The following is a 25,843-nucleotide window of genomic DNA, read 5'->3' as shown; positions in this document are numbered from 1 at the left end:
TATTAACATACTAATACACTAAAACTATTTATTATGATAGCAATCAATAATCTCTCTTTCCATTACAAAAAAGATATGACCATCTTTGATAATATCAGTGCCACGCTTTCACCCGGTCACATTTATGGCCTATTAGGTTTGAATGGCGTCGGAAAAACAACATTTCTCAAACTTATCTGCGGACTGTTGTTTCCAAAAACTGGAACAGTAAAAACAAACGGTTTTTCACCTTCAACGCGTGAGGTCACATTCTTATCGGATGTCTATTTCGTAACGGATGAAGTCGATTTACCGCCATGGACTATCTCTAATTTCCTCGATATTTATGGTTCATTGTACCCTAAGTTCGATCGATCCTATTTCGAAGATATTTTGATTGCATTTCAGGTAAATCGGAGAGAAAAAATAAAGTCATTGTCTTATGGACAGCGCAAAAAAGTAAACATTGCTTTTGCCTTGGCAACTAATACAAGTTTGCTTTTGATGGACGAACCAACAAATGGTCTCGACATTCCCTCCAAAACACAATTTCGAAAATTGATGGCCCGGCATGTGTCTCCTGATAGGACAATTATCATATCTACCCATCAGATTCGGGATATCCACCAACTCATCGATCATTTGCTCATTTTGCAAAACTATACGTTGGCACTGGATGCTTCAATTGATGAGCTGGACAAGCAAATCAAATTCCGGCAAGGAACGTATCCAGAAGCGTTGTACACAGAAAGCAGGCCAAATGGCGATGTCAATATCCTAGCGAATACCAATGGCGAAGAAACACCTTTTGATATCGAATTATTTTTCAACGCAATTTCCAACCATCCTGGTTTTTTAAAACAATTGTCAAATGCTAAATATTTACAGCCATGAGCAAAAAACTGCATATTAGCCGCTTAAAAATAGCGATGAAAGAACTATTCCAATCATATAAGCTCCTGCTATATACCATGCCACTCTTTATATTATTTTTCTTCGCAGTGCTGTATTTTGTTCCAGGCGGAATATTTTACAACCGGCTTTTTAACCCAGCTGCTTTCCCCAACCAAGAGCTATGGATACAGGCTCTACTGAGCACACGTTTTGACGAAAGGATATTTATTTTGCTGTTGCCAATAGCTTATACTATGATTTTAACGTGGCGTCACTTTGAGGTGCTGAACAAATCCGAACGCATCAATCTGACACCTATCACTTATTTGGAACGAACGGTAGCTATTACGCTTTTTTGTGTTGCTGGATTATTATTGGGCACACTTTGTTTCATCCTATACGACCATATTTCGGTTTGGTGGTTCAAGCATCTGTATTATGAACAAGTATTGCATTATCTGGAGCAACAGGGTGATTTATATCCGAGTATAGGAAAAAGCACCGTTTTCTTTACTATTCCAATCTGGAATATTGGCATGATATCCATTGTTGTTCTATCGTTAATGCCGCTTTATTTTCTATCAAGAGTGTTTTTCAAGAAATACAGCGTCTTTTTGTTTTGGGTGTTAATGGTGGGTATATGGATTATGCTTTTTTCGGCTCTTTATAGCCTACGGCCGCAAGTGGTCAGTGCCAACATTTTCCCCATAAGATTGCAGCAAGTGATCCCTGTAATTATCTCCACCATCCTGTATATAGTGTACTGGTGCTTAGCCATGGCTACATTTTATCACAAACTAAAAGAAAAGGAGATATAACAATGCACTTCAACAGCGAAAAAGCCATATATCTGCAAATTACGGAGTTTGTTATGGAGAAAATTTTGAAAAAGGAATGGCTCGCCGACCAGAAGATACCGTCTGTACGCGATTTAGGTGGCGAACTGGAAGTAAACCCCAATACCGTGATGCGTGCCTACGACATCTTGCAACAGCAGGAAATCATCTATAATAAGCGTGGCTTGGGCTTTTTTGTCGCGACAGATGCTAAGCCATCCATTGTGGCGTTACGGAAAAAGCAGTTTATCGAAGTCGAATTACCGCATTTTTTTAATACCATCGATCTGCTGGGTATATCGTTGGAAGAAATCAATTTTTATTATCAAAAACAGCACTAACATGAAAACATCTAACATATTATTCATTTTGGCTATCGCTACTGCTATCCTGGGTATCAGATTTACGGAGTCATTATGTACAGTTACCATGACTTTAGACAACAAACCCATTGACAATATTTCCAAATTTTGGCTGAAAAGGTACGATCTCAAAGTCACACAGGAACTACCTCAACCGATTAAACACATCAAAGTGACCGGTGATACAGACAAAGAATTACAGTTAGAAATACATAAAACACAAGGTGCTGAAAACAATCTTTTTAGCCATAATCCGCAGCAATTCGACTACAAAACGGTTGGAGATAGCTTACTTATCCATGTAACAGGCAAATATGCTCGGATAGATTTGAGACAGGCGACACCAGTTGAAGATGTAGAGGCACAATATATCAACGTTAATATACAACATATCATGCAGGATAAATTTCGTATCGCAGCAATGGACGGTAGTCAATTTTTTTTAAAACGAAATTATCTCCGCAGAGACGAACAGGATACCATTGGATACTTAACCATAGAATCTACCAAACAAGCCAATGTGACGCTCGCCAATATATACATAAATAACGCCAATGTTTCGCTGAACGACGCGGTGCTGAGCTATTCTTCGACAACGCAAATCGACTCTCTTTCGGTACATCTTGATGGCCGAAGTACCGTAAAATTGAACAGTGGAGATAAAGGACAACAAGTGGCAAACATTTCGCTTTCAGGGAATAAACAGTTCTTCAAAAAGGAGTTGTTAGGAAAAGACGTAAATATAAACATAATTGATTAAGCATTAGATTGACACACAAAGTAGCTCTCATATCACACATCAACCGCATCTACTCATACATCGAATAACCTAATTCTGCATCGCGGATGCAACGTTCGGAAAACAAAACCCATAACATTATTGTTGTTCATTTGAACAAATCAAACATATGGCTTTTGTAGATTATTACAAGGTATTGGGGGTGGAGAAAGATGCCTCCCAAGATGATATTAAGAAAGCGTATAGAAAGCTCGCCCGAAAATACCATCCGGATCTAAACCCAAATGACGAGGATGCCAAAAAAAGATTTCAAGAAATCAACGAGGCAAATGAAGTATTAACAGATTCGGAAAAGCGGAAGAAATATGATCAATATGGTGAGCACTGGAAGCATGGAGAAGCTTATGAACAGGCACAGCAACAACAGGGCAGCCGCAGTGCTAGCGGAGGAGCTGCAGGGAATCCGTTTGAAGGTTTTGATTTTGACTATTCGGGAAATTATGATACGGGTGAATTTTCGGATTTCTTCGAACAAATGTTTGGTAGCCGACGCGGCGGTGGCAGACAAACGAAATTTAGGGGAAACGATTATCATACGGTACTAGAACTGCCCCTACAGCAAGCTTATACGACCCATCAACAGACGTTTACCGTTAACGGTAAAAATATTCGGATCACCATTCCTGCCGGCGTCGAAGACGGACAAAAAATAAAACTCAAAGGACAAGGTGGCGAAGGAACAAATGGCGGTCCGAAAGGCGATCTTTATATTGAATTTAATATTTTACCCGACCCTCATTTCCAACGTAAAGGAAATGATCTTTATATGGTACAGGATATCGATCTATATACCGCGCTCTTAGGCGGAGAGACCGTTGTTGACACATTCGCAGGAAAAATCAAAGTGAAGATTAAACCGGAAACGCAAAATGAAACTAAAATTCGACTAAAAGGAAAAGGTTTTCCCGTATACAAGAAAGACGGACAGTTTGGGGATCTCTATGTGACGTTACATGTGAAACTCCCAACTAATCTTAGCGATAAAGAAAAAGAACTATTTCAACAATTGGCCAATCTAAAGAAATAAGCTATGGAAAGGACTTTAATCAGGATAATAGACGTCTGCCAATCGCACAAAATAGAGCTACAATTTATTCGAAACCTTTCTAGTAATGGTTTGATTGAGCTGGTTGTTCAGGACGAAGAGGAATTCGTAAAAGAAGAAGAATTGAAAGCGCTGGAACAATTTGCGACTTGGCATTATGATTTGGAAATCAATTTACAGGGTATAGAGGTTGCGCAGCACCTTTTACATAAAATAGAGCAAATGCAAGCGGAAATTAAGCTGTTACGCATTGAAATACGGCAATAAACCTCCCTCGAGTAATAGAATTTTCGTATTTTGCAGATTATTAAATCAACATCATGCAGCTTATATATCAAGGTAAAACAAAAGATGTCTATCAATTGGATAGCAGCCGAATCCTGTTAAAATTTAAAGATGACGTCACCGGCGAAAATGGCGTCTTCGACCCTGGAGCTAATACTGTTGGGCTAACTATCGACGGTGCAGGAAGATCGGGTTTGAAAATGACAAAATATTTTTTCGAACTGTTGAATAGCCTGCAAATCCCCACACATTATATCTCCGCGGATATAGATGATGTATCTATTGTCGTAAAAAATGCACAAGTATTGGGTAAAGGCCTTGAGGTAATCTGCCGTTATAAAGCGGTAGGAAGTTTCTACAGACGTTACGCGGCGTATTGCCAAGAGGCACAAGATCTGGACCGATTCGTAGAAGTGACAATTAAAGATGATGAACGGGGCGATCCAGTTATTTCCCAAGATGCTTTGGCCATATTGGATATCCTAAGTAAAGAGCAATACGATGAACTTGCCGATCTAACTCGTAAAATATGCGATATCGTCAAAGCGGAACTAGCAAAGAAAGGATTGGAACTTTACGATATTAAATTAGAATTTGGTTACGATGTTTCTAATAATCAACTCCTTTTGATCGATGAAATTTCCGGAGGGAATATGCGTGTTTATAAAAACGGTGTGTATATCGCTCCTTTAGACTTAGAGAAAGAGTTTCTAAGTTAGAGAAAGCGTAAGTGCAGGTAGCATAGCGACGAGAAATTATTTTGCATTATTTTAAGTTAAATTGATTAGTTTTGATACGATAACTGGTCGAAGAAATTAACTATTAGACGATGAAAAGAATTCTTGCATCCTGCCTTGCACTGTGCTTGCTTACTTCCTGTGCAACCCACCGCCGTTCCAATATCCAAGCGAACGAAGAGTTTGTCGTAGAATTAAAATACCCAGAACAAAGAGGACCAAATCGCGGCGCGGTTGAATTAGGTGTCCAGGCACTATTCATGGGGGCTAAATATTTGGCTGACAATACTGCGAAGTCGTTAGCTACTTCCTACAAAAAAAGTATTTCCATTAATAATTACTACAATACATTTTTTGGACCAGCTGAAAAAAGTTTTGCCGAAATCCATATTAAGAAGTATGCACGCCCCGAGGAAGACACCAGAGAAGACGAACTTAAGACCTACTTACATCAGGATATCGAAACACAACCTCTTGTAGCTACCCGAGGAGGAACAGCAAAGGCTTTTGCATTAAAAGATGTTATCCGTGAAGAGAAAGACGATCTTTTAAATTTTCACGCTGTCATTTCACTAATCAGCGACCCCAAGAATCCTAGCGTCACCCGCCTCAGCTTTGACCAGCTACGTATCTTCTTTTCGAAAACACGTATCTTTAACGATGAAAATTTGAATGCCAAAGTATCCGTTGTCATAGAAGGTGAATGGCGGAGCACGGATGGCTCGCCGCAAAAAGCAGTCTTAATCCAGCAGGACTACAATTTTAGAAATTTGAAATACGGTGCTAAGAATCAAATCAGAGAGCCTATTCTCTCTCCTTGGTATTATGACATTCCTGTTCCGGCAGGAATTGCCAATAATTCAGAATTTGGCGTTGTACGCGTCAGTGTACAGGTGGATGAATACGAAGGACGCAAAAGCAAATACATTAACAAAGTACCGGGACTGTTGAATGACAATAAGAAAACGATTATTCAAGACGGCGCTTCAACGATCGAAAAAATATTTGACTAGTCGTCTCACAAAATCTGTTTTATAACAGAGGGGGATTATAAACTGAAATCGTTCTCGATATTTTCTTGACGCGATGTTGGCTTCTGTCTTCCTTCTGTTAGTTTCTCCACTTCTTGCGAGACATAGTTTTTCAATTCGTTGACCGTAATTTTTCCGTCTTTATTACTATCAGCTTTTCCGTATTTTAACCCATTGATAAAACTATAGGTAAACACGCCGTTATTCCACTGTTCTCCTTCAAAAGCGTATTCTGTACCACCGGCAGCGGAAACGGCAACCGCACCATTACCTTTAGATAAATTCGCAAAGAGCTCGTTCATCAACTCAAAACTATTTTCCAAGCCAACGGTTGGATTTAAATCAATAGCTTCAGCTCCCCTACCTCCGACCGGGAGACTTGTTATAGCAGCTAAAGCGGTTGATGATACGGTTTCTTTAGTGAGGTATTCCTTATCTACTTCACCGCTATGACAGGCATCAATCAATAATATTTTTTTTCTTGCCGGAATATTATCCAACAAAGATTCTATTTCTTCATATCGCAAACCATAACCCGATGGTTGCTCAAAATCCATATCATAAGTGGCATAATACCAATTATACTCCTTATCAAGGACACCATGTCCACTAAACGAAATGATGACCATATCATCGACGTTTGTTTTTGACAACGCTTCTTTCAAGGCGAGAATGTTATCTTTTGTTACGGCACTATCCAATAGATGGTAACCGGTAAAGTCCGGATATCTATCCGAAAACATCTCTTCGAGGTCTTTTACATCTTTTGTTGCATATGTAAGATTATAGCGCTGATTCTTATAGTTGGAAACACCGATACCAACATAATACGTTTTAGGTATTGGGTGATCTCCTATATATGTTATATAAAACGATTCTTTTAAAGACTCGATTCCCTTCTCATTTGCCACAGACGCCTTAACAACATTTAATCCCGCGGAAAGCTCCAAACTGACTGTTTGGTTGATTGACCTGTCAAATTTCCCGATATCGAGTCCCTGCACACCATAAATTGGCACGCCATTCACCCAAACATGTAATTTCTTGATCGCATATTGTGCATCGTTGGCACTTACGGAAAAATTTAAATATCTGTCTTTTGTCTGGGACGTGAGGTTACTCCGATGAATAGAAATAGCAGGAACGGACATCGAACCGTCTTTAACGTCAATTCTCCCCGGTGTGTACCCTAATTTCTTCAATCTTTTTTCATAAGCAGCATAATATATTTTCTGCACCTCCAAATCATTGTTTAAGTTACTCAACACCAAATCCGGACGATTATAAATAAGATCAAACTGCTCAAATCCATATATTTTACCTTTCTCTTTAAAATTGACAGCTTCTATTATACCTCGAGTTCCACTATAATACCCGTCCGAATTCATAAACATATAATCATCCTGGGAAAACGCCAGCAAAGCCGTCTTGAGCTTTTTAGTTTCATAGTCCCAGATTCTCGCAAAACCATCTTCAGATGACGTGATCATATATTTAACGTCGTCTTCCTCAAAGAATACTACATCTTTTATTTTAGATTGACTTATACGCATGCTATGCTGTATAACACCTGTTTTAATATCTATTACATATAGATAGCCTTTTGTATCCGTCACGATAAACTGTGTATAGTCTATACTTGGATAAAGCTTATCCCAAGAGTTATCTATGTCAATCGTGTACTTTGAACTCTTATTGTTTTTATTGTCGACCACGATCACCTCTCGCCAATCACTCCTTAAAAACCAATAATTATTATCTCTGGTCAGAGATATACCTTCCAGATTATTATTGTCTCCTAATAACACCTCTTGCATCTTCTCGTTATTATTTCGTAGATTATACACCGTAAAATAAGTGTTGTAAAACCGACTACCGACTGGCGCATCAGGAGGTGGTTGTTCTTCTTTAGGTTTTTCTTTTTTTACTAACGCGACGACATATTCATCGTCATCATCCCGAAGTAACTGGTAGCTGTCAATGCGGCCTCCTTCCTCCGGAGTAATCCTGTAACGCAACTCCTTTTGTGCAATATCATAAATATGAACTTCTCCCTCAAATGGATCCATAAAGGTAAGATACCGATTGTCTTGTGAAATCGCTATATTTTGCCGTAGGGAGGTGCTGTCCACCAGCGGAAACTCAAACAGCTTCTTATACGAATGCCCTTCAAAAAACTCGACATGATTCCAATATAATTGAGCATAGTACGTTCCATCAGGACTATGGACATAACGCGGTGTAACTGTCCCGTCTCCCCTGTACGGCACCGCTTTCACAAATCTTAATTTTTTCCAATCAAGCACCATAGTAGTCCCGGGAACCGTAGTGGTTATATGGCCATTAGCCGGGTTATAGGCTACGTTAGGCGTTACATTTTTCTTGGTTATCCGTTTTAACTCTATGCCTACAGTCGCATCTAAAAGCACCATATCGCCATTGTTATAGCCCATGGCCAACACATTATCGCTACTATTATATTGCAGATGAAAGGCCGCCCGACCACTAGGACTATCCACATAAAAAAGTGTATCCTTATGCTCGAGGTCATACTTGCCAACCTTAACATCTGCTGTATAACTATCGCCGTTTCGGTGGCAATAAGCAATCGCATTATCACCAATAAATGTAGCGGCAAATACATGATTTGCTCTAAAAACCTCCTGATCTTCCAACAAGTCATACACGATTAAATCTTCTTCTTGCTCGAATAGCATTTTATTTCCATCGGGAGAGAACGCAATTTTACGGTCGGCATATCCATTTTGCCAACTCTGGTTAGGATTAACAATCCGCTTTTCCTGTTGTATACCATCCTTTACCGACCATATATCGATATAATCTGAGGTAAAAAATGCGAGTCTTCCCGTCTGTTCATCAGACGCCAGCCCGAGTGGTGCATACCGACCTTCGGCAGATAATAAACTATAGAACAAACCGCTTCCGGCATGATACGCATATTGGTTTCTACTCCGATTATTATTGATAGCAAATAAAGAAGATGTCGGATAGGCACTCATCTTATGTAACGCAAAATCATTATTGTACAACGGTGGCACGGACACCTCTCGCTTTACATTGCCGGTGGTATAATCGACGTGATAAATAGTGTGCATACCATATACTATTATTTCGTTGAATTCAAGGTTAAAGACCGCTCTAATGATACTAGATCCCTCCATTTTTTTTGTGAAAATCGGTGCTATTGATTTTGTATCCCATACTTTTAAATAACCATTGCCGTCGGTGGAAAGCATTAAATCGCTTTCAGGTAAAAAATCTATATCCTGAATCCCTGTGGAGTGCGTTGTACTTAAAAGGATTTCGCGCACAGGATTCAGGTACTCATCGATTATTTGTTGCAGATCCAACACCTGCTGTGATCCGTCCGTAAACGTAATAGTTGCCTTATTCTCTTTGGTAGCAAATAATCTAAAAGGCATTTTCTCTAATTTAAAATCTCCTATATATGCACCATTATCCATATCCCAAATTGCTGCTTTCTTATCTTGCGCGAGGGTTACCAAAAATCGATCAGATAATTTCTCGGAACCTATAATATTAGCATTATGCCCGTTAAGCACCCGAATATGTTCCTTCTTTTTTATATGAAACAGCGAACCTCTTCCATATCCGGCTATAAAAGCTAATTCATCATCCAAGAGGTTGAAATGTGTAATAGCTGTTCCCAATATGCTTTCCGATCCCAACATCACTTTGTTCTGGTCATGAACTTTCAACGCCCCGGTATTGGTTGTTGCATAGTATCGGTCACCGGTTGCTAATAATGTCGTAATTTTATATTGTTCTTTATCGTATAGGTTATTGACGTCATTTACGTTCAAGACTGTATTTTGACACATGAAATCTGTATCGGATAGCTCCGACTCAAACAAGGTTTCCCCAATGATATTCTTCACAAATACTTTACTTTCCTTAGAAAATAGGAGAAGGTTTGTGTTTGAATCAAAGCCATCATACACATAATCACTCCCCAAGTATATATTGACCGAAGAAGTATCGGCAATGGCAACGTAAAAAACCGAACTGACATTAGATATAGCGACTATATCGGGTGTTACATAACACATAGTCGCAAAATGATTATAGAGGTTCTTCACCGCAACCCGGACTGTTTCGCGATGTTGCAGATTATAAGAAATAACTGAATTGTCTACCAGTGTCGAATATTGCGTTCTATCATTACGCACGGCTATTTTGATACTGCTGTTATTAGAGACGAGTGACTTTGTCTTCTGATTCAGAATGTCAATCTCCGTTAACTTCTGTTCAAGATAAGATATTCGCTCTACGACGATAAGCTTATCGCCATCGGCCAGGAATCTCGGCGAATATAATTGATTATCAAATGTCTTGGTAAAAAGTAGTTCTCCATTTGAGGCATCTACCACATTTAATTCGTTTCCTGAAACGAACGTGAGCAGATTCTTTTCTGGCAAATAATCTGAAATATCTCCTTCCGATCGATAAAAGACGTAATTAAAGCCCTTGATTGGTACATTAAAACGTTGCACAATCTCGGAAGAATTTATATTCCAGACGAGCAATTCATCTTTGGACAGCCCTACTAGGGTTCGCGATATGGGATTCTCATGAATGGCAAGCAACGGCTTTGCAGGAACGTCATAACGCGTCAATACATTTCCCGTGTAGTTTTGCCAACGCAGCAACTTGGTTCCTTTATTTACAACGGTGACAAACGTTTCCGCCTGTTCAGTGAAAATAGCAAAATCTATGCTGTCCTTTGTGTTGCCGTATGAAGGGAAACATAAAAGTAACATTAATATTAGAAAATATATTTTCATCGCATTAAGCTTTCTTCCTAATTCTTACCAATCGTGATATACCCTGCCCACATTGCGGGATGTGCATATTGATCATTTTGTTCGATCATCATATGCTGTGCTAGCGCCAATGCTTTGTCTTTTGCATGATGTTGATTTAAATTTTTATAGAAATCGACAATCAGTTTTTCGGATGCCATATCGTTGACAGACCATAGCGTAGCAACAACTGATGGCGCTTCGGCACAAGCGTTTTTCATGCTGTTATTTCTTCACAATATCGTAAACAAACTCCGTGCTGTAACCATCCAGATCTCCTGTTACAGACTCTGCTTCCGAACCTCTAGTTTGAGCGTAACTGCTTTGCAGAAATTTTTCCAATGGATTGTTGCTTGCACTATCTACACCACGCGTCCTCACCGTTGGCTGAAAATTTAGTGGCTTTTCTGAAGCAAACCCTTTGAGGATAAGACGCTCATAGGGTGGTCCAAAAGAGTAGACACAATCCCTGAAAACAACCGTCTGTCCTGGTGCTAACTTCCGTTCGTCGTCATGCAAATTACAACGCTGATTCGGAAAAAAGGGTGTGATTTCACCGGCTGTATTGATCTCCACGATACTAATATAGAGATCCTTCTTACTTTTATTGGTTATCTGTAAAACAACATGATCTACCTTTGGAGCCACTTGGAAGATACCTGACCCTCCCCTGTGTAGTTCTTCCTCTTTCTGTCCTAGAATTCTACGCGACTTCGGGTCGAATTCTACAGGCACCAACTTGAACGCAAACTCGTAATTGTTATTTTTGACGTTAAGTTTTTTCAGATAACTTCCCTGTGCATAATTAAATATTTTACGAGTAAGCCCAGACAATAGCGTTTGATCTGCTGAAGGCCGGATATCTGCAAAGGGTTCTGCCCCGTCACCATGACCAATCGCGTAACCATCACTCGTTTTGTATACGATAATGTCAGCATATAACGAATCTTTAACGACATTTCCTAGCACGTTATCTTCGAGATAAGATTCCACACCTTCCAAAACAGATTGGTCCGTAACCGATTTATCGAAGAAAATAGTTACAGCAATATCTCCATAGGATGGTTTGTCGAGAAAAACCCAATAATTTTTAGTATTGTTGTCTTTCAGGACTTGATCCAAAACGACCACCGCTTCATTAAATTTCGCAGAGGTAACCGTTCCTCTTGCCAATATCTTCGTTGTATCCAATTCCCGGGTTCCGGCAGCTACCACAAATACCGTAGCTTGGTCAAAAATATGATTTACGAGCCCCCCATTAATATTAATAATGCCGTTATTGCGAAACATATCCGTAACTTCAAAATAAGGCTGTTGCTTAGCGTATTCACCCTTGAAAAGTTTCATATCCACATCACCCTCAATTGTTGGCGTTTGCTGGGGGCGAATGGCGTTTAAATTGGCTATTACAGCAGAAAACAACTGCCTATAGGTAAAATCGGTACCTAATTCGTTCATGGCCGTAGAAAAAGCATAGCTTAGAGAGCCTACCCCATTGTATTCATAATTAAGCTCATTTGCAGAAGCTCCCGATATCATTACAAAAGGAGCCGCGTGTTCATGAACAGCTGCCCGCTCTACTATTCCCAATCCACTTCCACTCTGGATCTGGTTGATTTCCTTAGGAGCTTCCCAGTCAGGAGGCGTCAATGCTCCTCGCCCCCCACGAGCTATCCCGCTCAAACTACTTCTCGTCATGGAACCAGAATGGCAGCTGTCCAGAATAAACAGCAGCTGTCCGTCACCACCTAACTTATTTCGAAAACTGGCAATAATATCCCCTAATTCATCATCACGGATATGCTTCTCTCCTTTGTAGCTAGATGAATACTCCACGTGCGCATCGTAAGGGACAAGCGACTCATCCAATCCATCAACCTCATCACCGTTATCATCAAATACCTGCTGCCCATGACCTGAATAGTGAATAACGACGATATCGCCTTGTTTTATTTTACTTTGCAGCGTATTCAAAGCATCTATGATCCCGGCTTTGGTAGCTTGTGCATCCGTCAATGTGGCAATATTTGCCTCTGAAAATCCTTGGGATAGTAATGTTTTTTTGACAAGCGGGACATCGTTGACCGAACTGATAGCTGACCAGCCAGTCTCTGTTGTTGGATAATTGCCAATGGCGATAATAAGGGCGTGTTTTTCTATGGCATAACTCTCCAATGACAAAAGAATCGTCAAAATAAATAACAGCTTTTTCATAATAATTGTAGTTAATTAGTGCAAAACAGGTTAAAAGCAAAATGTTACCAGTTGTTAATTACTCATCTAAGATACAATAAAACATGATTCCATGAAAGGACAGCAACGAAAAAAGCGGTATCCAAAGCTATTCGATTAAAGCTTTAAACACCGCTTATCATGAATCTATGATTGCTTATAAAGAATTCTCTATGGCTCAAGGTTAATTGACAAGGGTAAGGTATAAGCGACACGCACTTTTCTGCCGTTTTGTATTCCCGGACGCCAAGCCTCTGCCTTCTTCAGCATTTCTATTGCCTCCTCGCCTGTCCCATGGCCGAGATCCTTTACAACTTTAAAATCCCTTAACTGACCATCCTGTTCTACAACAAAAGAAACAACGACCTGTCCCTTTACACCTGCATCAATAGCAGCTTGTGGATAATTATAATTCTCTCCTACCCACGTTCGAAAGGCTTGCATACCTTCCTTTGGTTCTGGACTGATTTCGACAGCAGTAAATACTCTATCGATATCTTCTTTCTCCTGGGGAGATCTGGTTGTATCCTGCAGCACACTGTTTTCCATATCTCTAACTACTATAGGCACTACCTCTTTGATAGATACGTTGAATGCAAGTGTCATCCCGGATATCAACAGTAACGCGGGCAGAATCATCATATAATTAATTCGGCTTATTTTCTTCGATTTATTTTTGAATAACATCATAATACGTTTTTTTAAAAATGAATGATTGGAAAACTCATGCAACAATACACTGTGGGAAACACGCAAAGCATTTGAAACTAACAGCTCCGCATATTGCACCTTGTCTCTGGCACATGCCTTATCAGCAATACATTCGTGCTGAAATTTAAGCTCTTTCAAGTAGAAATGAAAAATCGGGTTGAACCAGTTGAATACACGCACAACTTCCAAAAACAGGATGTCATAACTATGGCCTTGCTTCATGTGAATCTGTTCATGCGAAGCAATCACATCGCGATGCCGAGTTTTCTCGGCAATAAACACTTGGTTGAAAAAAGAAAAGCTCCGTTGTTCGGCAGTATTATCGCTAAAAGTACGAAACACACGATACAATCGGATACCTAACCAAAGAAACATCAGTCCTACGCCTGCGATGTAAACAAATCGAATCCAATCCATAGCTGACCAAGAATGGTTATATCTCGCCATGTCCGCCATGCCCAAAGATTCCATTTCTGCAAAATCAATAATTGCTAATGGTTTATATATCTCTCTATGATGGCTCAAATCTACAAATTGTAACAACGGCATCAGGAATGAAACCGCTATTGCTCCCAGTAAGTAGATCCTGTTCCACTGAAAAAACGTGAGGTTTTTCAACACCAGTATATATACTAAAAAGAACAATATCAACGATAAGTTTGCTAAAATCAGATAAGTCATAGCTTATATTTTATTTTTTATTGCGCTGGATGATTTGCATAATCTCATCCAATTCCTTTACATCTATTTTCTTTTCTTCTAAGAAAAAAGATAGCATACTCGATGTGGAATTATTGAAATAATTCTGCAAAAGCTTTCCGGTAATTAACTTCTTATATTCTTCTTTATTAATCTTCGGCAAGTAGCGATGGCTTTTGCCAAAAGACTCATGTTCTACGAAACCCTTGGTCTCCAGAATACGAATAATGGTAGATATTGTATTATAAGCCGGCTTCGGTTCTGGCAATTGGGCTATGATGTCCTTTACGAACCCCCCTCCCATATTCCACAGTTCCTGCATAACCTGTTCCTCCGCCTTTGTAAGTTCTTTTATTTCGTCCATAACTCTATTTATTAAAAAGACAATATTGCCTGCAATCGATTGTAAGAACAAATGTGCAACTAATTTTTTAGTTATACAACTAATAAATTAGTTATACGGTATTTTACTTTATCGTCTCTATAAAAATTATTCCGCTATCTTTGTAAAAAAATACAAATGGGATTTATACGTAACCGGCATCGCTATCCGCTAACTTGTTGGATACAACGCAGTGTGATATTCTCACTGTGTATCGTGTCCATATCTATTATTGATGCTTTACTATATAGAGATCAGGGAAATTTTTGGCTCAATACATGTTCTGGATTTTTAGCATTCTTTGGAATTATAGTCGCCAATCTTGCCCTCCATATCCATTTTGATATCAAAGACCCCATCAAATCTCCTGTAAAAGTTAAAATGTTGAGCTTTATCTTGACATTTAGTATAAGTTTAGGCCTCCTCCTTTTCTTTTCATATTTGGGTATACTAACTCCCCAAGAGCATAAGATTATCACAGGATCCGTCTTCAACCTGTTACTTCTAGCTGGTTTTCGGGCTGCTATTCTGAATTTTATTGTGCTCTTATGGTTGTATTTCTTAATGACTGACTATTTTAAAAACCAACTAGAATTGGAGCGGTCAAAACTAGACAAATTAAAAGAACGGGCAGTCAATCAAATGTTGCGTCAACAAGTACAACCACACTTCCTATTTAATGCACTGTCAAGTTTGAAATCGCTGATAAAAAAAGATAGTATCAAAGCGGAATCGTATCTGCTCCAACTCTCCGATTATTTGCGCGGAAGTTTCCTGACATCTGATGACGGGTTAGCAACAGTCAAACAAGAACTCAAACTTTGCGAAGACTATCTTTCCATGCAGAAGCTTCGGTTTAATGAAGCGATACAGTTTAATATTCAAGTTTCTGAAGGTGTTCAGCAAGATTTACTCCCTATCTTTTCCTTACAACCATTGGTTGATAACGCACTAAAACATAATTTTTATACAATAGATCATCCCCTCTTCATTACGATTCGTGAACAAGCAGGTTGGATGGTTGTAAGCAACAACGTATGTTTACGTAAACCCTCCATGGCAGACAACAATAATTATGGCCTTAACAACCTTAAAGAACGGTTCAGCTACTACCTTCAGGATAGCGTAATCATTCACGAGAACGAAACTACTTTTGAGGTACAACTTAAACTTATCCAACATGAGAACCATCATCATTGAAGACGAGGATTTGACGGCTGAAGATTTATGCTCGACACTGAAACGATTAGAACCAGACATGCAACTCTGTGCCCGTTTGACAAGTGTCCGCGAAGCTATCACCTATTTCAGGACGGCACAACCTGTTGATCTTATATTCAGTGACATTCAACTGGGTGATGGCGAATCTTTTGATATTTTTAAGACAATCCCTCCTAAGGCCCCCGTGGTGTTTTGTACTGCTTATAATCAGTATATGATGGAAGCTTTTCAGCATTTTGGTCTGGATTATATTTTAAAACCTTTCTCAGACGAAAGCATTCAAAAAACGTTAGCGAAATATCGTCTTCTACAACAGGCCTTCAATTCCACCGCGTTAGAGATGGTTCATTCTGTTAGCAACAATAAAATAACGGAAAGAACAAAGAAGTCTTTGGTTGTTATCCACGGTGATAAAATTATCCCTGTTCAAATATCCGATATAGCTCTTTGTTATATCGAGCTGGACAATGTTTTTGTTAAAACGCACAGTGGAAAAGAATATCTTATTAATAAAACGCTTGAAGAGATGGAACATTTGCTTGGTGACGATTTCTTTCGGGTAAACCGACAGCATATTCTAAATCGTACGGCAATTGCATTCGCAAATCTGGGGTTGTCACGTAAGCTTGTTATCAATTTACGTATTGACCATCCCACCAAAATTTCGGTCAGTAAGGAAAAGTATCAAGTTTTTATCCAATGGCTAGAGGGATAACCGAAGTTACCGCTCAAAAAAAAGATTCACCGAAAAAATCGACGGTTCAACCGATATTTTGTCCGCTTCAGCCGATTTCCCATAAAAACTCTTTTATTTTTCATGCATATTTGTTTTAGGTTAACACTCTAGGTGATCTGATAAACAATAGTATTTAGATAAATAGTATATCCTAATGAAAAAGTATGTTCTGATTTTTAAAACCTCGATTCGAACTATTTTACAACGTTCTCATCTCATTTCAAAACTTTACCAGGTATCAAAGGATATCAAATTTGCAACAGTTGATCTGGATGATGAGGATTTTATATTACGTATCGAGTCAACGCAAAGGAATGAAGATTTCATTTCCAGATTTCTACTTTTAGAAGGACACAAAGTCGCCTTTATCGCCGCTTTTGAAAAAGATGAACAAGGAAGACCTTTGGCGGTAAGTCATTTTCAAGAATAGAAATTTTCTTATCCATTATTACCACTCGGCATTAAAATTCTTTTTACGATTCTGCTTCTTTTGAGATTGCTTTTTTTTTCGATCCAACCGATCCAGAATTTGAGACTTAGGAATTTTGGTTGCTAGCCGTTTCTTTTCCTTTTTCAATGCTTGATGGAGGAGGTCAAAGAAACGGATGGTGACGATTTCCTTATTCTTTAGTTGACTTCTTTCGGTCGAAGCCTCCATTTGCAACAACCCCTCTTTATTCAATCTGTTGGTTAATTTTTGATGAACACGTGTTTTCTCGTCTTCAGTCAAGACTTCTGATGCATTGACATTCCAAACGAGCGTTACCTTTGACTCCACTTTGTTTACGTGCTGCCCTCCCGCTCCTCCAGAACGAGAAGTTCTATACATAAGCTCCTTTTGTAACAATTCTTTGTTCATCGCCTAAATTTAATCATTTTCTAGATAATTATTGCAAAGCAATTATAAAACCATCCTTATCTTTGCGCTGTATTTTTACATGAAAAAATAAGCAGATGAAAATAGGCATCGTATGTTATCCTACTTTTGGCGGAAGTGGCGTAGTTGCAACAGAACTCGGCAAAGCCCTCGCTTCCAACGGACATGAAATCCACTTCATCACGTATTCTCAACCCGCTCGGTTGGATTTCTTTTCCGAAAACCTTTACTACCACGAAGTCGCAGTTGCCCAGTATCCCTTGTTCGATTTTTCTCCTTATGAATCTGCTTTAGCCAGCAAACTAGTAGATGTCGTCCGATTCGAAAAACTGGATTTACTGCATGTACATTATGCGATTCCACATGCATCAGTTGCCTATCTAGCCAAACAGATATTAGCCTCGTACGGTATCCATATCCCTGTAGTAACCACGCTACATGGAACAGATATTACATTGGTAGGAAAAGATAAAAGCTTCAATCCCGTAGTTACGTTTTCAATAAACCATTCTGACGGAGTAACGGCCGTTTCGGAGAATTTGCGGGAGCAAACATTAGAATCCTTTGAGATTACCCGAGATGTACGTGTAATTCCCAACTTTATAGATTTCTCCCGTTTTCACAATAAAAACAGGGAACACTTTAAACGTGCGATAGCTCCAGATAACGAGCGTATTATCATTCACACTTCCAATTTTCGAAAAGTAAAAAACACCCAAGACGTTATCCGCATCTTCCAAAGAGTTAATGAGATTATTCCCAGTAAATTATTGATGGTGGGCGATGGTCCGGAACGAAGGAATACAGAGGAACTAGCGCGCCAGCTTGAAGTTAGCCAAAACGTACGTTTCCTTGGAAAACAGGATGCCATTGAAGAAATCTTATCTGTTTCGGACCTATTCTTAATGCCTTCCTCTTCAGAAAGTTTTGGGCTGGCTGCTTTGGAAGCTATGGCTTGCCATGTACCTGTTATTTCCTCTAACACCGGTGGATTGCCAGAACTCAATGTAAATGGTATTAGTGGCTTTCTTAGTGATATTGGAGATATCGAAGATATGGCGAAAAATGCTATTCATATTTTAGAAGACTGCGAGCGTCTACAAGTATTCAAGAATGCCGCATTTGCACGGGCGAAAGAATTTGACCTAAGCAATATCCTTCCACTTTACGAATCCTACTATGAAGAGGTGCTGGAAGGATTAAGGAATAAATGATCTTGATGAAAAAAGCGTAATATAATAATCGGCGGCTAGAAAAAAAGTTCTATCTTTGGCTTTTGGAAATATTCCAAAAAACGATCATGAAATATAAACGTATCCTACTCAAACTCAGCGGAGAAGCCTTAATGGGCGAACAAAGTTACGGTATTGACATCAATCGGGTGATGCAATATGCAAACGATATCAAAGAAATTCACAGTCAAGGTTTAGAGATTGCCATCGTTATCGGTGGAGGAAATATCTACCGTGGCTTAAGTGCAGAAAAAGCTGGGATGGATCGGGTACAAGCTGACTATATGGGTATGTTAGCAACCGTTATTAATAGTATGGCACTACAGGATGCACTAGAAAAAGTTGGTTTAAAAACCCGGTTGCTGACCGCCATTAAAATGGAGCAAATCTGTGAGCCTTTTATCCGTAGACGTGCCGTTCGACATCTCGAAAAAGGACGAATCGTTATTTTCGGTGCAGGCACCGGAAATCCTTATTTCACAACAGATACAGCAGCCTCTTTACGTGCTATCGAAATCAATGCAGATGCTGTACTTAAAGGTACGCGCGTAGATGGTATATATACGGCTGATCCGGAAAAAGATCCATCTGCAAAACGTTACGATCAGATCTCTTTCCACGAGGTTTACGAAAAAGGTTTAAATGTAATGGACATGACAGCGTTTACCTTATGTCAAGAAAACAACCTTCCAATTATTGTTTTTGACATGAACAAGCCGGGCAACCTGAAAAAATTAGCCAACGGTGAACATATCGGAACAGTTGTTAGGTAATTTATTACAAAAGAAATATATAAGATATGAATGAACTGATATCCTTAGAATTAGACGATTGTAAAGAGAACATGGGTAGGGCCGTGACGCATACAGAATCTGAGCTGACTAAAATCAGGGCAGGCAAAGCCTCTCCCGGCATGTTGGATGGAATAGCCATCGACTATTATGGTAGTATGACCCCCCTTTCTCAAGTAAGTAATATTAATACTACCGATGCTAGAACTATTGTTATTCAGCCTTGGGAGAAGAATTTAATCAGCACCATAGAGAAAGCAATTATAGACTCAAACATCGGACTGAACCCTCAGAACGATGGTGCTATTATTCGTTTGGCCGTACCTCCGTTGACGGAAGAGCGTCGTCGTGATTTGGTAAAAAAAGTAAAAGAAGAAGCCGAAAAAGGTCGCGTAGCTATACGAAATATCCGCAAAGACGCAAACGAATCCATTAAAAAATTAAAAGGTGACGGTGTATCAGAAGATGAGATTAAAGTAGGAGAAACTGAAGTGCAGAAGCTAACGGATTCTTTCATTGTTAAAGTAGACCAACTAGCCGAATTGAAAGAAAAAGATATTATGACAGTCTAGTCAATTTTCGTTTCTGCTAAGCTTAGCGCTTCGAGAAAGTTAGAAGATCAATCATAGGAAAAGGGTTCTATAAAAAAATAGAATCCTTTTTTCATATCCATTTTTTACCTAACTTTCATCTCAGATTACCGATTTTCAAAGAAATTTCGCTAAAAAAAATTATACGAATGAAAAAAAATAGAAGAGGATTTTTAAAACAGGCAGGTTTAGGCTTATCCGTCGCTTTTCTTAGTCCATACTTATTCTCCTGTCAAGGCGATAAATCGGGAAATAGCCCTTTTCATAATCTCGGTCTTCAACTGTTTTCTATCCGCGACTTAATAAATGTAGACCCTATAAAAACAATAAGTACAGTAGCCAAAATCGGCTACAAACATGTGGAAACATTTGGTGTAGATGATGTTGCCGGCACTTATTGGAAACTTCCTATTGCAGAACTGAAAAAGGTATTGGATGACAACAATCTAAAAACACATAGTGGCCACTATGATCTCTCTAAATACCTCAACAAAAATTTAACTGAACACGAAAATATTGAAAAATATATCGAGATTGCACATCAATTAGGCCAATCCTATATTGTCGCTCCTATCACGCCGATGGACGATCTAAACAACTTAAAAACCGAGGATTATCAATATGCTGCAGAACAGCTCAATAAGTTTGGAGAAATGGCTAAAAAGGCAGGCATTAAAGTAGGCTATCATAACCATTTCTGGGAATTTAGACGTTTTGCGAATGGGACACGAGGGTTAGATATTCTTATCACGTTTACGGAGCCTGATCTCGTGGATTTTGAACTCGACCTTTTTTGGACGGAAAAAGCGGGCCTTAACCCACAATCTTATTTTGACAAATATCCAGGTCGATTTCCGATGTGGCATATCAAAGATATGGACAAACAGCACGTCGATTCTGTTATTGGGGAAGGTTACGATGATGCTGATTTTGAGGATATCATGAAAGAAATCAAATATACAGAGGTTGGAACTGGCGCGATAGATTTTATCCGAATTGCGGATTATGCAGATAAATCGGGGCTAAAATATGCCTTTGTGGAACAAGATGACATCTATATGCCAAACAAATTCGAAAGCATAAAGAAGAGTTACGACTATATAAAGAAACATCTAGCGAAATAAGAAAGATTGAATATGGATCAGAAATCACTTTATATTATTCGACACGCAAAGGCTGAATTACCTACTTTCGGTAAAGATGACTTCGACAGGGATTTGCTTCCCAAAGGAGTTAGCCGTGCTGAACTTATTGCTCAAAAGCTAAAAACACAGCTACCGACTACGGATGAAAAAATACTCGTTATTTCCTCAACAGCTAATCGTGCGATGCAAACCGCAAAAATATTTTGCGGTGTTTTAGGTTATCCCGAAGAACGTATTGTGTGGGAACCGAAAGTTTATGAAGCACATTATCTTTTTCTGATGAAACGCTTAAATGATATCCCTTCATCTTACGATCACATACTATTATTCGGCCACAACCCCGGTGTTTCTGATCTTGTTGCCTATACAACCGATCGTTCTGTCAATCTTAAAACGGCCCATACAGCTTGCTTGGAAGTGGAACAAGGAATAGATTATTCGACGTTATCAGCCAATACGGCTATCCTAAAGCACATCATTACCGAATATTGATAGTGTACATACTGTGCTCCCATAAAAGGAATCTTTATAAGATATGGCAAATCAACTTTTATACGAAAACTCTCCCTATTTAAAACAACATGCACACAATCCTGTCGATTGGATGCCATGGGGTGAGGAAGCGTTACAAAAAGCGAAAGATGAAAACAAGCTCATTATCGTGAGCATCGGTTATTCTGCTTGTCATTGGTGTCACGTCATGGAGCGTGAAAGTTTCGAAAATGAAGCTATTGCAAAGACCATGAACACCTTATATGTATCGGTTAAAATTGATCGTGAGGAGCGTCCCGACATCGATCAAATTTATATGATTGCCGTGCAATTAATGACTAACACGGGAGGTTGGCCTCTAAATTGCATCTGCCTACCGGACGGGCGTCCCATATACGGAGGCACTTATTTTAAACCACATGATTGGCAACAGATATTGTTACAGATCGCCCAAATGTGGGAAGAAACACCGGAAGTAGCTTTAGATTATGCTGAACGTTTGTCCAAAGGCATCCATCAAGCAGAAAAACTTCCGATTGCTCCTATTCCAGAAGCTTATATAGCGAGCGATTTACACGATATTGTAAATCCATGGAAAGCACAATTTGACAAAACAAATGGAGGCTACAGCAGGGAGCCGAAGTTTCCCTTACCCAATAACTGGTTGTTTTTCCTCCGCTATGCTTTCCTTGCAAAGGATCAAGCTGTGTTGGAACATGCGCATTTTACCTTACAGAAAATAGCAAATGGAGGTATATATGACCAAGTAGGCGGTGGATTTGCTCGCTATGCCGTGGATGGTCGCTGGCATATTCCGCATTTTGAGAAAATGTTATATGACAACGGACAACTTCTTTCATTATACAGCGAAGCTTATCAGCAACGTCCTTCGCGATTATACGAAAGAATTGTAGAAGAAACGATAGCTTGGGCACAACGGGAGATGCTTGCCGAAAATGGCGGCTTCTATTCGGCATTGGATGCTGATAGTGAAGGAGTAGAAGGAAAATTCTACACTTTTCATCAGGAAGAACTGGAAAACATACTCGGTAAAGATGCTTCCCTTTTTATTGACTATTTTCATGTAACGAAAGCCGGAAATTGGCACGAAGAAAGCACGAATGTGTTATATTGTGCCATCGATGGGGATAAAATGGCGCTCGAAAGTGGATTCTCAGAAGATGAGTGGGAAAAATATCTCCGCGAAATAAAAGTAAAACTCCGCGTCTATCGCGAGAAGCGTATAAGACCAAGCTTGGACAATAAGCAATTGACTTCCTGGAATGCGCTTTTTGTAAAAGGATTAGTGGATGCCTACCGCGTCTTTGATAAGCAGCAATATCTCGATCTCGCCATCCAAACGGCAAACTTCATCAAACGGGATTGCTTTTCGGATGAAACCGGCTTACTCCATCAACCGGCAGATCGCAACCGGAAAATTTTTGGCTTTTTAGACGATTATGCTTTTACAATCGACAGTTTTATCACTTTATACGAAGCTACATTTAACGAAGACTGGCTGCACGAAGCCGAAGGCCTGACCGAAGAGGCTATCGGCATGTTTTATGATGACGAGGAAAAGACATTTTTCTATACCGCAGACGATGCAGAAGAGCTAATTGCCCGCAAAAGTGAAATCATGGATAATGTTATTCCTGCATCTTCGTCCGCCATTATACGCGTACTATATCGATTGGGTGAGATAATCGATCAGGAACGCTACATCTCGATTGCCGATCAAGTATTTGCCAATGTTTTTCCACAGATCAAAAAATATGGATCCGCCTATTCAAACTGGGCTATCCAACTGTTAGAGCAGGTATACGGGAACAATACGATCGCACTAACAGGTCAGGAAGCGACGACTTGGAGAAAACAACTAGACAGGCATTACATCCCAAACAAAATAACCTTGGGAGGAACAAAAAGTAACCTACCGTTGTTAAAAGATAAAGAGGGAATGGAATCAAAATCCTACCTTTGCAAGAATCGTTCATGTAGTTTACCCCAGAATTCTGTGGCGGAACTACTGACATTAATACATGATAACAGGGATTCGTCCCAAATAAATTAAACAAAATGGCAATAGAAAACAACAACGTCGTTGCATTGAATTACAAGCTTCACACCGTAGAAGCAAACGGAGAGAAAGAATTTATAGAAGAGACCACAACTGAAAATCCATTGACTTTTTTATACGGTGCAGGTATGATGCTACCCAAATTTGAAGAAAATATAGCTGGATTAAACATTGGTGATAAGACTTCTTTTACATTAGAGCCAAATGACGCCTATGGTGAAAAAGACGACCGTGCAATAGCGCAACTACCTGCTGATATGTTTAAAGAAACGGGGCTTCCTCCAGTTGGTGAAGTTTTACCTTTACAAGATAATGAAGGCAATCAGTTCCGTGCCGTAGTAGTTGAAGTGACTCCTGAAGCAGTAGTAGCTGATTTGAATCATCCCATGGCAGGCAAGACATTGAATTTTGATGTCGAAATTTTAGCTGTGCGTCCTGCTACCGAAGAGGAACTGGCACATGGACATGCACATGGCATCGACGGCCAGTCAGGTCATTAAGAACTCATAACAAAGAAGAAGGATTATCCTTCTTCTTTGTTACTTTATCTTTTTTCTTTTACAGCTCGTAACATCTCGCGTTTACCAAGTGCGCCAGGTGCTTTTTCAATAGCAAAACCTAAAGCTTTCATGGTTCGTTTTAAATTCCCAGTAATAGCGTAGGTGACAAATATCCCTCCTGGCCGCAAAAAAGAACATACGTGCTCCAACGTTTCCATCGTCCACATCTCGGGTTGATGTACCGCAGCAAAAGCATCGAAATAGATCACATCAAATTTTTGTATATCGCGGAAATCTATTACTTTTTTAGGTGCAATCAACAGGTTAATAGACGCCGTAAAAGGAATCTCTTTCGTCTGGGCTTTTTCATAGTTATATCTGAAACTCGCCCAGATTTCCGGCTTTACAAAGTTATCGTATCCAGTTTTGAATATGACCTCTTCTTTTAAAGGATAAGCTTCAATACCCACATATTCCAAATCTATACCTTGTGTATCGGCATAATCTGCTGTCAATAGAAAGTTTAACCCTGTACCAAACCCCACTTCTAACACCGCTACATGTGATTTTTTTTCTTTTTGTAAGAAAAAATCAAGTCCCGAACGGAGAAAAACATGGTGACTTTCCTGTAATGCACCATGTTTAGAGTGATAATGCTCTCCGACTTCAGGATGGTATAGGGTGGCCGATCCATCACCTGTTATTACAAATTGCATATTGAAGTTTATTTTCACAAATTTACTACAAAAAGCGGGATAGCTGTGTAGAACAATTCTAAATAGTTTACAAAGTTTGGCAAATTACTATCTTGCAAAAGCATTTCGTAATTTTGTATTTAATTTAGAGATAGTGCAATATGAAGAAAAGCTCGATTATATTAATTGTTATCATCGCTATCGCGATTGCGATGATTGTTGTTATTTACACTGACTCTAGTACATATTCTACTTTTACGGAAGCAAAAGAGAAAAAAACAGAGCTTTACGTTGTGGGTGTCTTAAATAAAGAGAGAGATTTATATTACGATCCGATTAAGGACGCCAATCATTTTTCTTTCTACATGTATGACAATGATAGTACAGAATGTCAAGTCGTGTTTAGGGGTTCTAAGCCTCAAGACATCGAACGATCTGAACAAATCGTGCTGACGGGTAAAATGGAAGGTGATGTATTTCATGCGAGTAAGATATTGATGAAGTGCCCATCTAAATATAACGAAGATGAAGTGGAAGTCATCGAAACAAGTGTAGCACCTGCGACGGCATTTTTAGGTGGCGAATAGCGTCCACCCTATTTGTGGATCATCTTTTTTGTGGATCATCTTTAGATATTTTTTACATTTA

The 25,843-nt window shown here is 39.3% G+C and carries 26 protein-coding genes; 19 read left to right on the top strand and 7 right to left on the bottom strand.

Annotation, left to right across the window (positions count from 1 at the left end; genetic code table 11):
* Window positions 1-33 precede the first annotated feature (33 nt).
* From H8B06_RS14920 to H8B06_RS14885, 8 genes are all read left to right on the top strand, one after another.
* Window positions 34-873 (top strand): ABC transporter ATP-binding protein, encoded by an 840-nt coding sequence (locus tag H8B06_RS14920; protein WP_190995050.1) that lies wholly within the window; start codon window positions 34-36, stop codon window positions 871-873.
* Window positions 870-1,691: a hypothetical protein gene (locus H8B06_RS14915; RefSeq protein ID WP_190995049.1), complete on the top strand. Its 822-nt coding sequence runs from the start codon at window positions 870-872 to the stop codon at window positions 1,689-1,691. Before H8B06_RS14920 ends, H8B06_RS14915 begins: the two co-directional genes overlap by 4 nt.
* Before the next feature lie 2 nt (window positions 1,692-1,693).
* A complete protein-coding gene (locus H8B06_RS14910) occupies window positions 1,694-2,050 on the top strand; it encodes a GntR family transcriptional regulator (RefSeq protein ID WP_190995048.1) in 357 nt (118 codons plus the stop codon).
* A 1-nt stretch (window position 2,051) separates the two neighbouring features.
* Window positions 2,052-2,831: a hypothetical protein gene (locus H8B06_RS14905; protein WP_190995047.1), complete on the top strand. Its 780-nt coding sequence runs from the start codon at window positions 2,052-2,054 to the stop codon at window positions 2,829-2,831.
* Between the two features lie 148 nt (window positions 2,832-2,979).
* Window positions 2,980-3,897 carry a DnaJ C-terminal domain-containing protein gene (locus tag H8B06_RS14900; RefSeq protein ID WP_190995046.1) on the top strand — a complete coding sequence of 306 codons (918 nt, stop codon included), beginning with the start codon at window positions 2,980-2,982 and terminating at the stop codon, window positions 3,895-3,897.
* Window positions 3,898-3,900: 3 nt separating this feature from the next.
* Complete coding sequence (locus H8B06_RS14895) at window positions 3,901-4,182, top strand: chaperone modulator CbpM (RefSeq protein WP_190995045.1); 282 nt, start codon at window positions 3,901-3,903, stop codon at window positions 4,180-4,182.
* A gap of 53 nt (window positions 4,183-4,235) precedes the next feature.
* Window positions 4,236-4,919 carry a phosphoribosylaminoimidazolesuccinocarboxamide synthase gene (locus H8B06_RS14890; RefSeq protein WP_190995044.1) on the top strand — a complete coding sequence of 228 codons (684 nt, stop codon included), beginning with the start codon at window positions 4,236-4,238 and terminating at the stop codon, window positions 4,917-4,919.
* A 110-nt stretch (window positions 4,920-5,029) separates the two neighbouring features.
* Window positions 5,030-5,950 (top strand): hypothetical protein, encoded by a 921-nt coding sequence (locus tag H8B06_RS14885; protein WP_190995043.1) that lies wholly within the window; start codon window positions 5,030-5,032, stop codon window positions 5,948-5,950.
* A gap of 35 nt (window positions 5,951-5,985) precedes the next feature.
* On the opposite strand, the gene H8B06_RS14880 is transcribed toward H8B06_RS14885, so the two are convergent.
* The 5 genes from H8B06_RS14880 to H8B06_RS14860 all read right to left on the bottom strand — a co-directional run bounded on the left by H8B06_RS14880 (window position 5,986) and on the right by H8B06_RS14860 (window position 14,818).
* On the bottom strand, window positions 5,986-10,770 hold the full coding sequence (locus H8B06_RS14880) for a caspase family protein (RefSeq protein WP_190995042.1): 4,785 nt from the start codon (window positions 10,768-10,770) through the stop codon (window positions 5,986-5,988).
* Window positions 10,771-10,811: 41 nt separating this feature from the next.
* On the bottom strand, window positions 10,812-11,033 hold the full coding sequence (locus H8B06_RS14875) for a CHAT domain-containing protein (protein ID WP_190995041.1): 222 nt from the start codon (window positions 11,031-11,033) through the stop codon (window positions 10,812-10,814).
* Window positions 11,034-11,037: 4 nt separating this feature from the next.
* The gene (locus H8B06_RS14870) at window positions 11,038-13,026 is read right to left on the bottom strand and encodes a caspase family protein (RefSeq protein WP_190995040.1); all 1,989 of its coding nucleotides are present in this window, start codon (window positions 13,024-13,026) and stop codon (window positions 11,038-11,040) included.
* Window positions 13,027-13,215: 189 nt separating this feature from the next.
* Window positions 13,216-14,436 carry a M56 family metallopeptidase gene (locus H8B06_RS14865; RefSeq protein WP_190995039.1) on the bottom strand — a complete coding sequence of 407 codons (1,221 nt, stop codon included), beginning with the start codon at window positions 14,434-14,436 and terminating at the stop codon, window positions 13,216-13,218.
* 10 nt (window positions 14,437-14,446) lie between these two features.
* Entirely contained in the window at window positions 14,447-14,818 is a 372-nt protein-coding gene (locus H8B06_RS14860) for a BlaI/MecI/CopY family transcriptional regulator (RefSeq protein WP_190995038.1), read from the bottom strand.
* Between the two features lie 156 nt (window positions 14,819-14,974).
* Between H8B06_RS14860 and H8B06_RS14855 the strand changes: the two genes are divergently transcribed.
* The 3 genes from H8B06_RS14855 to H8B06_RS14845 all read left to right on the top strand — a co-directional run bounded on the left by H8B06_RS14855 (window position 14,975) and on the right by H8B06_RS14845 (window position 17,223).
* Complete coding sequence (locus tag H8B06_RS14855) at window positions 14,975-16,036, top strand: sensor histidine kinase (protein ID WP_190995037.1); 1,062 nt, start codon at window positions 14,975-14,977, stop codon at window positions 16,034-16,036.
* Window positions 16,017-16,772, top strand: a complete 756-nt coding sequence (locus tag H8B06_RS14850; RefSeq protein WP_190995036.1) for a LytR/AlgR family response regulator transcription factor — start codon at window positions 16,017-16,019, stop codon at window positions 16,770-16,772. Before H8B06_RS14855 ends, H8B06_RS14850 begins: the two co-directional genes overlap by 20 nt.
* 175 nt (window positions 16,773-16,947) lie before the next feature.
* Window positions 16,948-17,223: a hypothetical protein gene (locus H8B06_RS14845; protein WP_190995035.1), complete on the top strand. Its 276-nt coding sequence runs from the start codon at window positions 16,948-16,950 to the stop codon at window positions 17,221-17,223.
* Window positions 17,224-17,241: 18 nt separating this feature from the next.
* Here H8B06_RS14845 and arfB read toward each other — a convergent pair whose 3' ends face one another.
* Window positions 17,242-17,652 (bottom strand): alternative ribosome rescue aminoacyl-tRNA hydrolase ArfB, encoded by a 411-nt coding sequence (arfB, locus tag H8B06_RS14840; protein WP_190995034.1) that lies wholly within the window; start codon window positions 17,650-17,652, stop codon window positions 17,242-17,244.
* Between the two features lie 95 nt (window positions 17,653-17,747).
* Here arfB and bshA point away from each other — a divergent pair, with 95 nt between their 5' ends.
* The 7 genes from bshA (at window position 17,748) to H8B06_RS14805 (ending at window position 24,500) form a co-directional block, all read left to right on the top strand.
* Window positions 17,748-18,884: an N-acetyl-alpha-D-glucosaminyl L-malate synthase BshA gene (gene bshA, locus H8B06_RS14835; protein WP_190995033.1), complete on the top strand. Its 1,137-nt coding sequence runs from the start codon at window positions 17,748-17,750 to the stop codon at window positions 18,882-18,884.
* A gap of 86 nt (window positions 18,885-18,970) precedes the next feature.
* Window positions 18,971-19,675: a UMP kinase gene (gene pyrH / locus H8B06_RS14830; protein ID WP_190995032.1), complete on the top strand. Its 705-nt coding sequence runs from the start codon at window positions 18,971-18,973 to the stop codon at window positions 19,673-19,675.
* A gap of 26 nt (window positions 19,676-19,701) precedes the next feature.
* Entirely contained in the window at window positions 19,702-20,265 is a 564-nt protein-coding gene (gene frr / locus H8B06_RS14825) for a ribosome recycling factor (RefSeq protein ID WP_190995031.1), read from the top strand.
* 167 nt (window positions 20,266-20,432) lie between these two features.
* Window positions 20,433-21,407 carry a sugar phosphate isomerase/epimerase family protein gene (locus tag H8B06_RS14820; protein ID WP_190995030.1) on the top strand — a complete coding sequence of 325 codons (975 nt, stop codon included), beginning with the start codon at window positions 20,433-20,435 and terminating at the stop codon, window positions 21,405-21,407.
* A gap of 12 nt (window positions 21,408-21,419) precedes the next feature.
* A complete protein-coding gene (locus H8B06_RS14815; protein WP_190995029.1) occupies window positions 21,420-21,920 on the top strand; it encodes a SixA phosphatase family protein in 501 nt (166 codons plus the stop codon).
* A 43-nt stretch (window positions 21,921-21,963) separates the two neighbouring features.
* Window positions 21,964-23,994 (top strand): thioredoxin domain-containing protein, encoded by a 2,031-nt coding sequence (locus H8B06_RS14810; protein WP_190995028.1) that lies wholly within the window; start codon window positions 21,964-21,966, stop codon window positions 23,992-23,994.
* A 5-nt stretch (window positions 23,995-23,999) separates the two neighbouring features.
* A complete protein-coding gene (locus H8B06_RS14805; RefSeq protein WP_190995027.1) occupies window positions 24,000-24,500 on the top strand; it encodes an FKBP-type peptidyl-prolyl cis-trans isomerase in 501 nt (166 codons plus the stop codon).
* Window positions 24,501-24,544: 44 nt separating this feature from the next.
* On the opposite strand, the gene mnmD is transcribed toward H8B06_RS14805, so the two are convergent.
* A complete protein-coding gene (gene mnmD, locus H8B06_RS14800; protein WP_190995026.1) occupies window positions 24,545-25,216 on the bottom strand; it encodes a tRNA (5-methylaminomethyl-2-thiouridine)(34)-methyltransferase MnmD in 672 nt (223 codons plus the stop codon).
* 140 nt (window positions 25,217-25,356) lie between these two features.
* Here mnmD and H8B06_RS14795 point away from each other — a divergent pair, with 140 nt between their 5' ends.
* Window positions 25,357-25,782, top strand: a complete 426-nt coding sequence (locus H8B06_RS14795; protein WP_190995025.1) for a cytochrome c maturation protein CcmE domain-containing protein — start codon at window positions 25,357-25,359, stop codon at window positions 25,780-25,782.
* The last annotated feature ends 61 nt before the right edge of the window (window positions 25,783-25,843 follow it).

The organism is Sphingobacterium micropteri (assembly GCF_014692515.1).
Taxonomy (GTDB): domain Bacteria; phylum Bacteroidota; class Bacteroidia; order Sphingobacteriales; family Sphingobacteriaceae; genus Sphingobacterium; species Sphingobacterium micropteri.
This window is presented reverse-complemented; position numbering and strand designations above follow the sequence as displayed.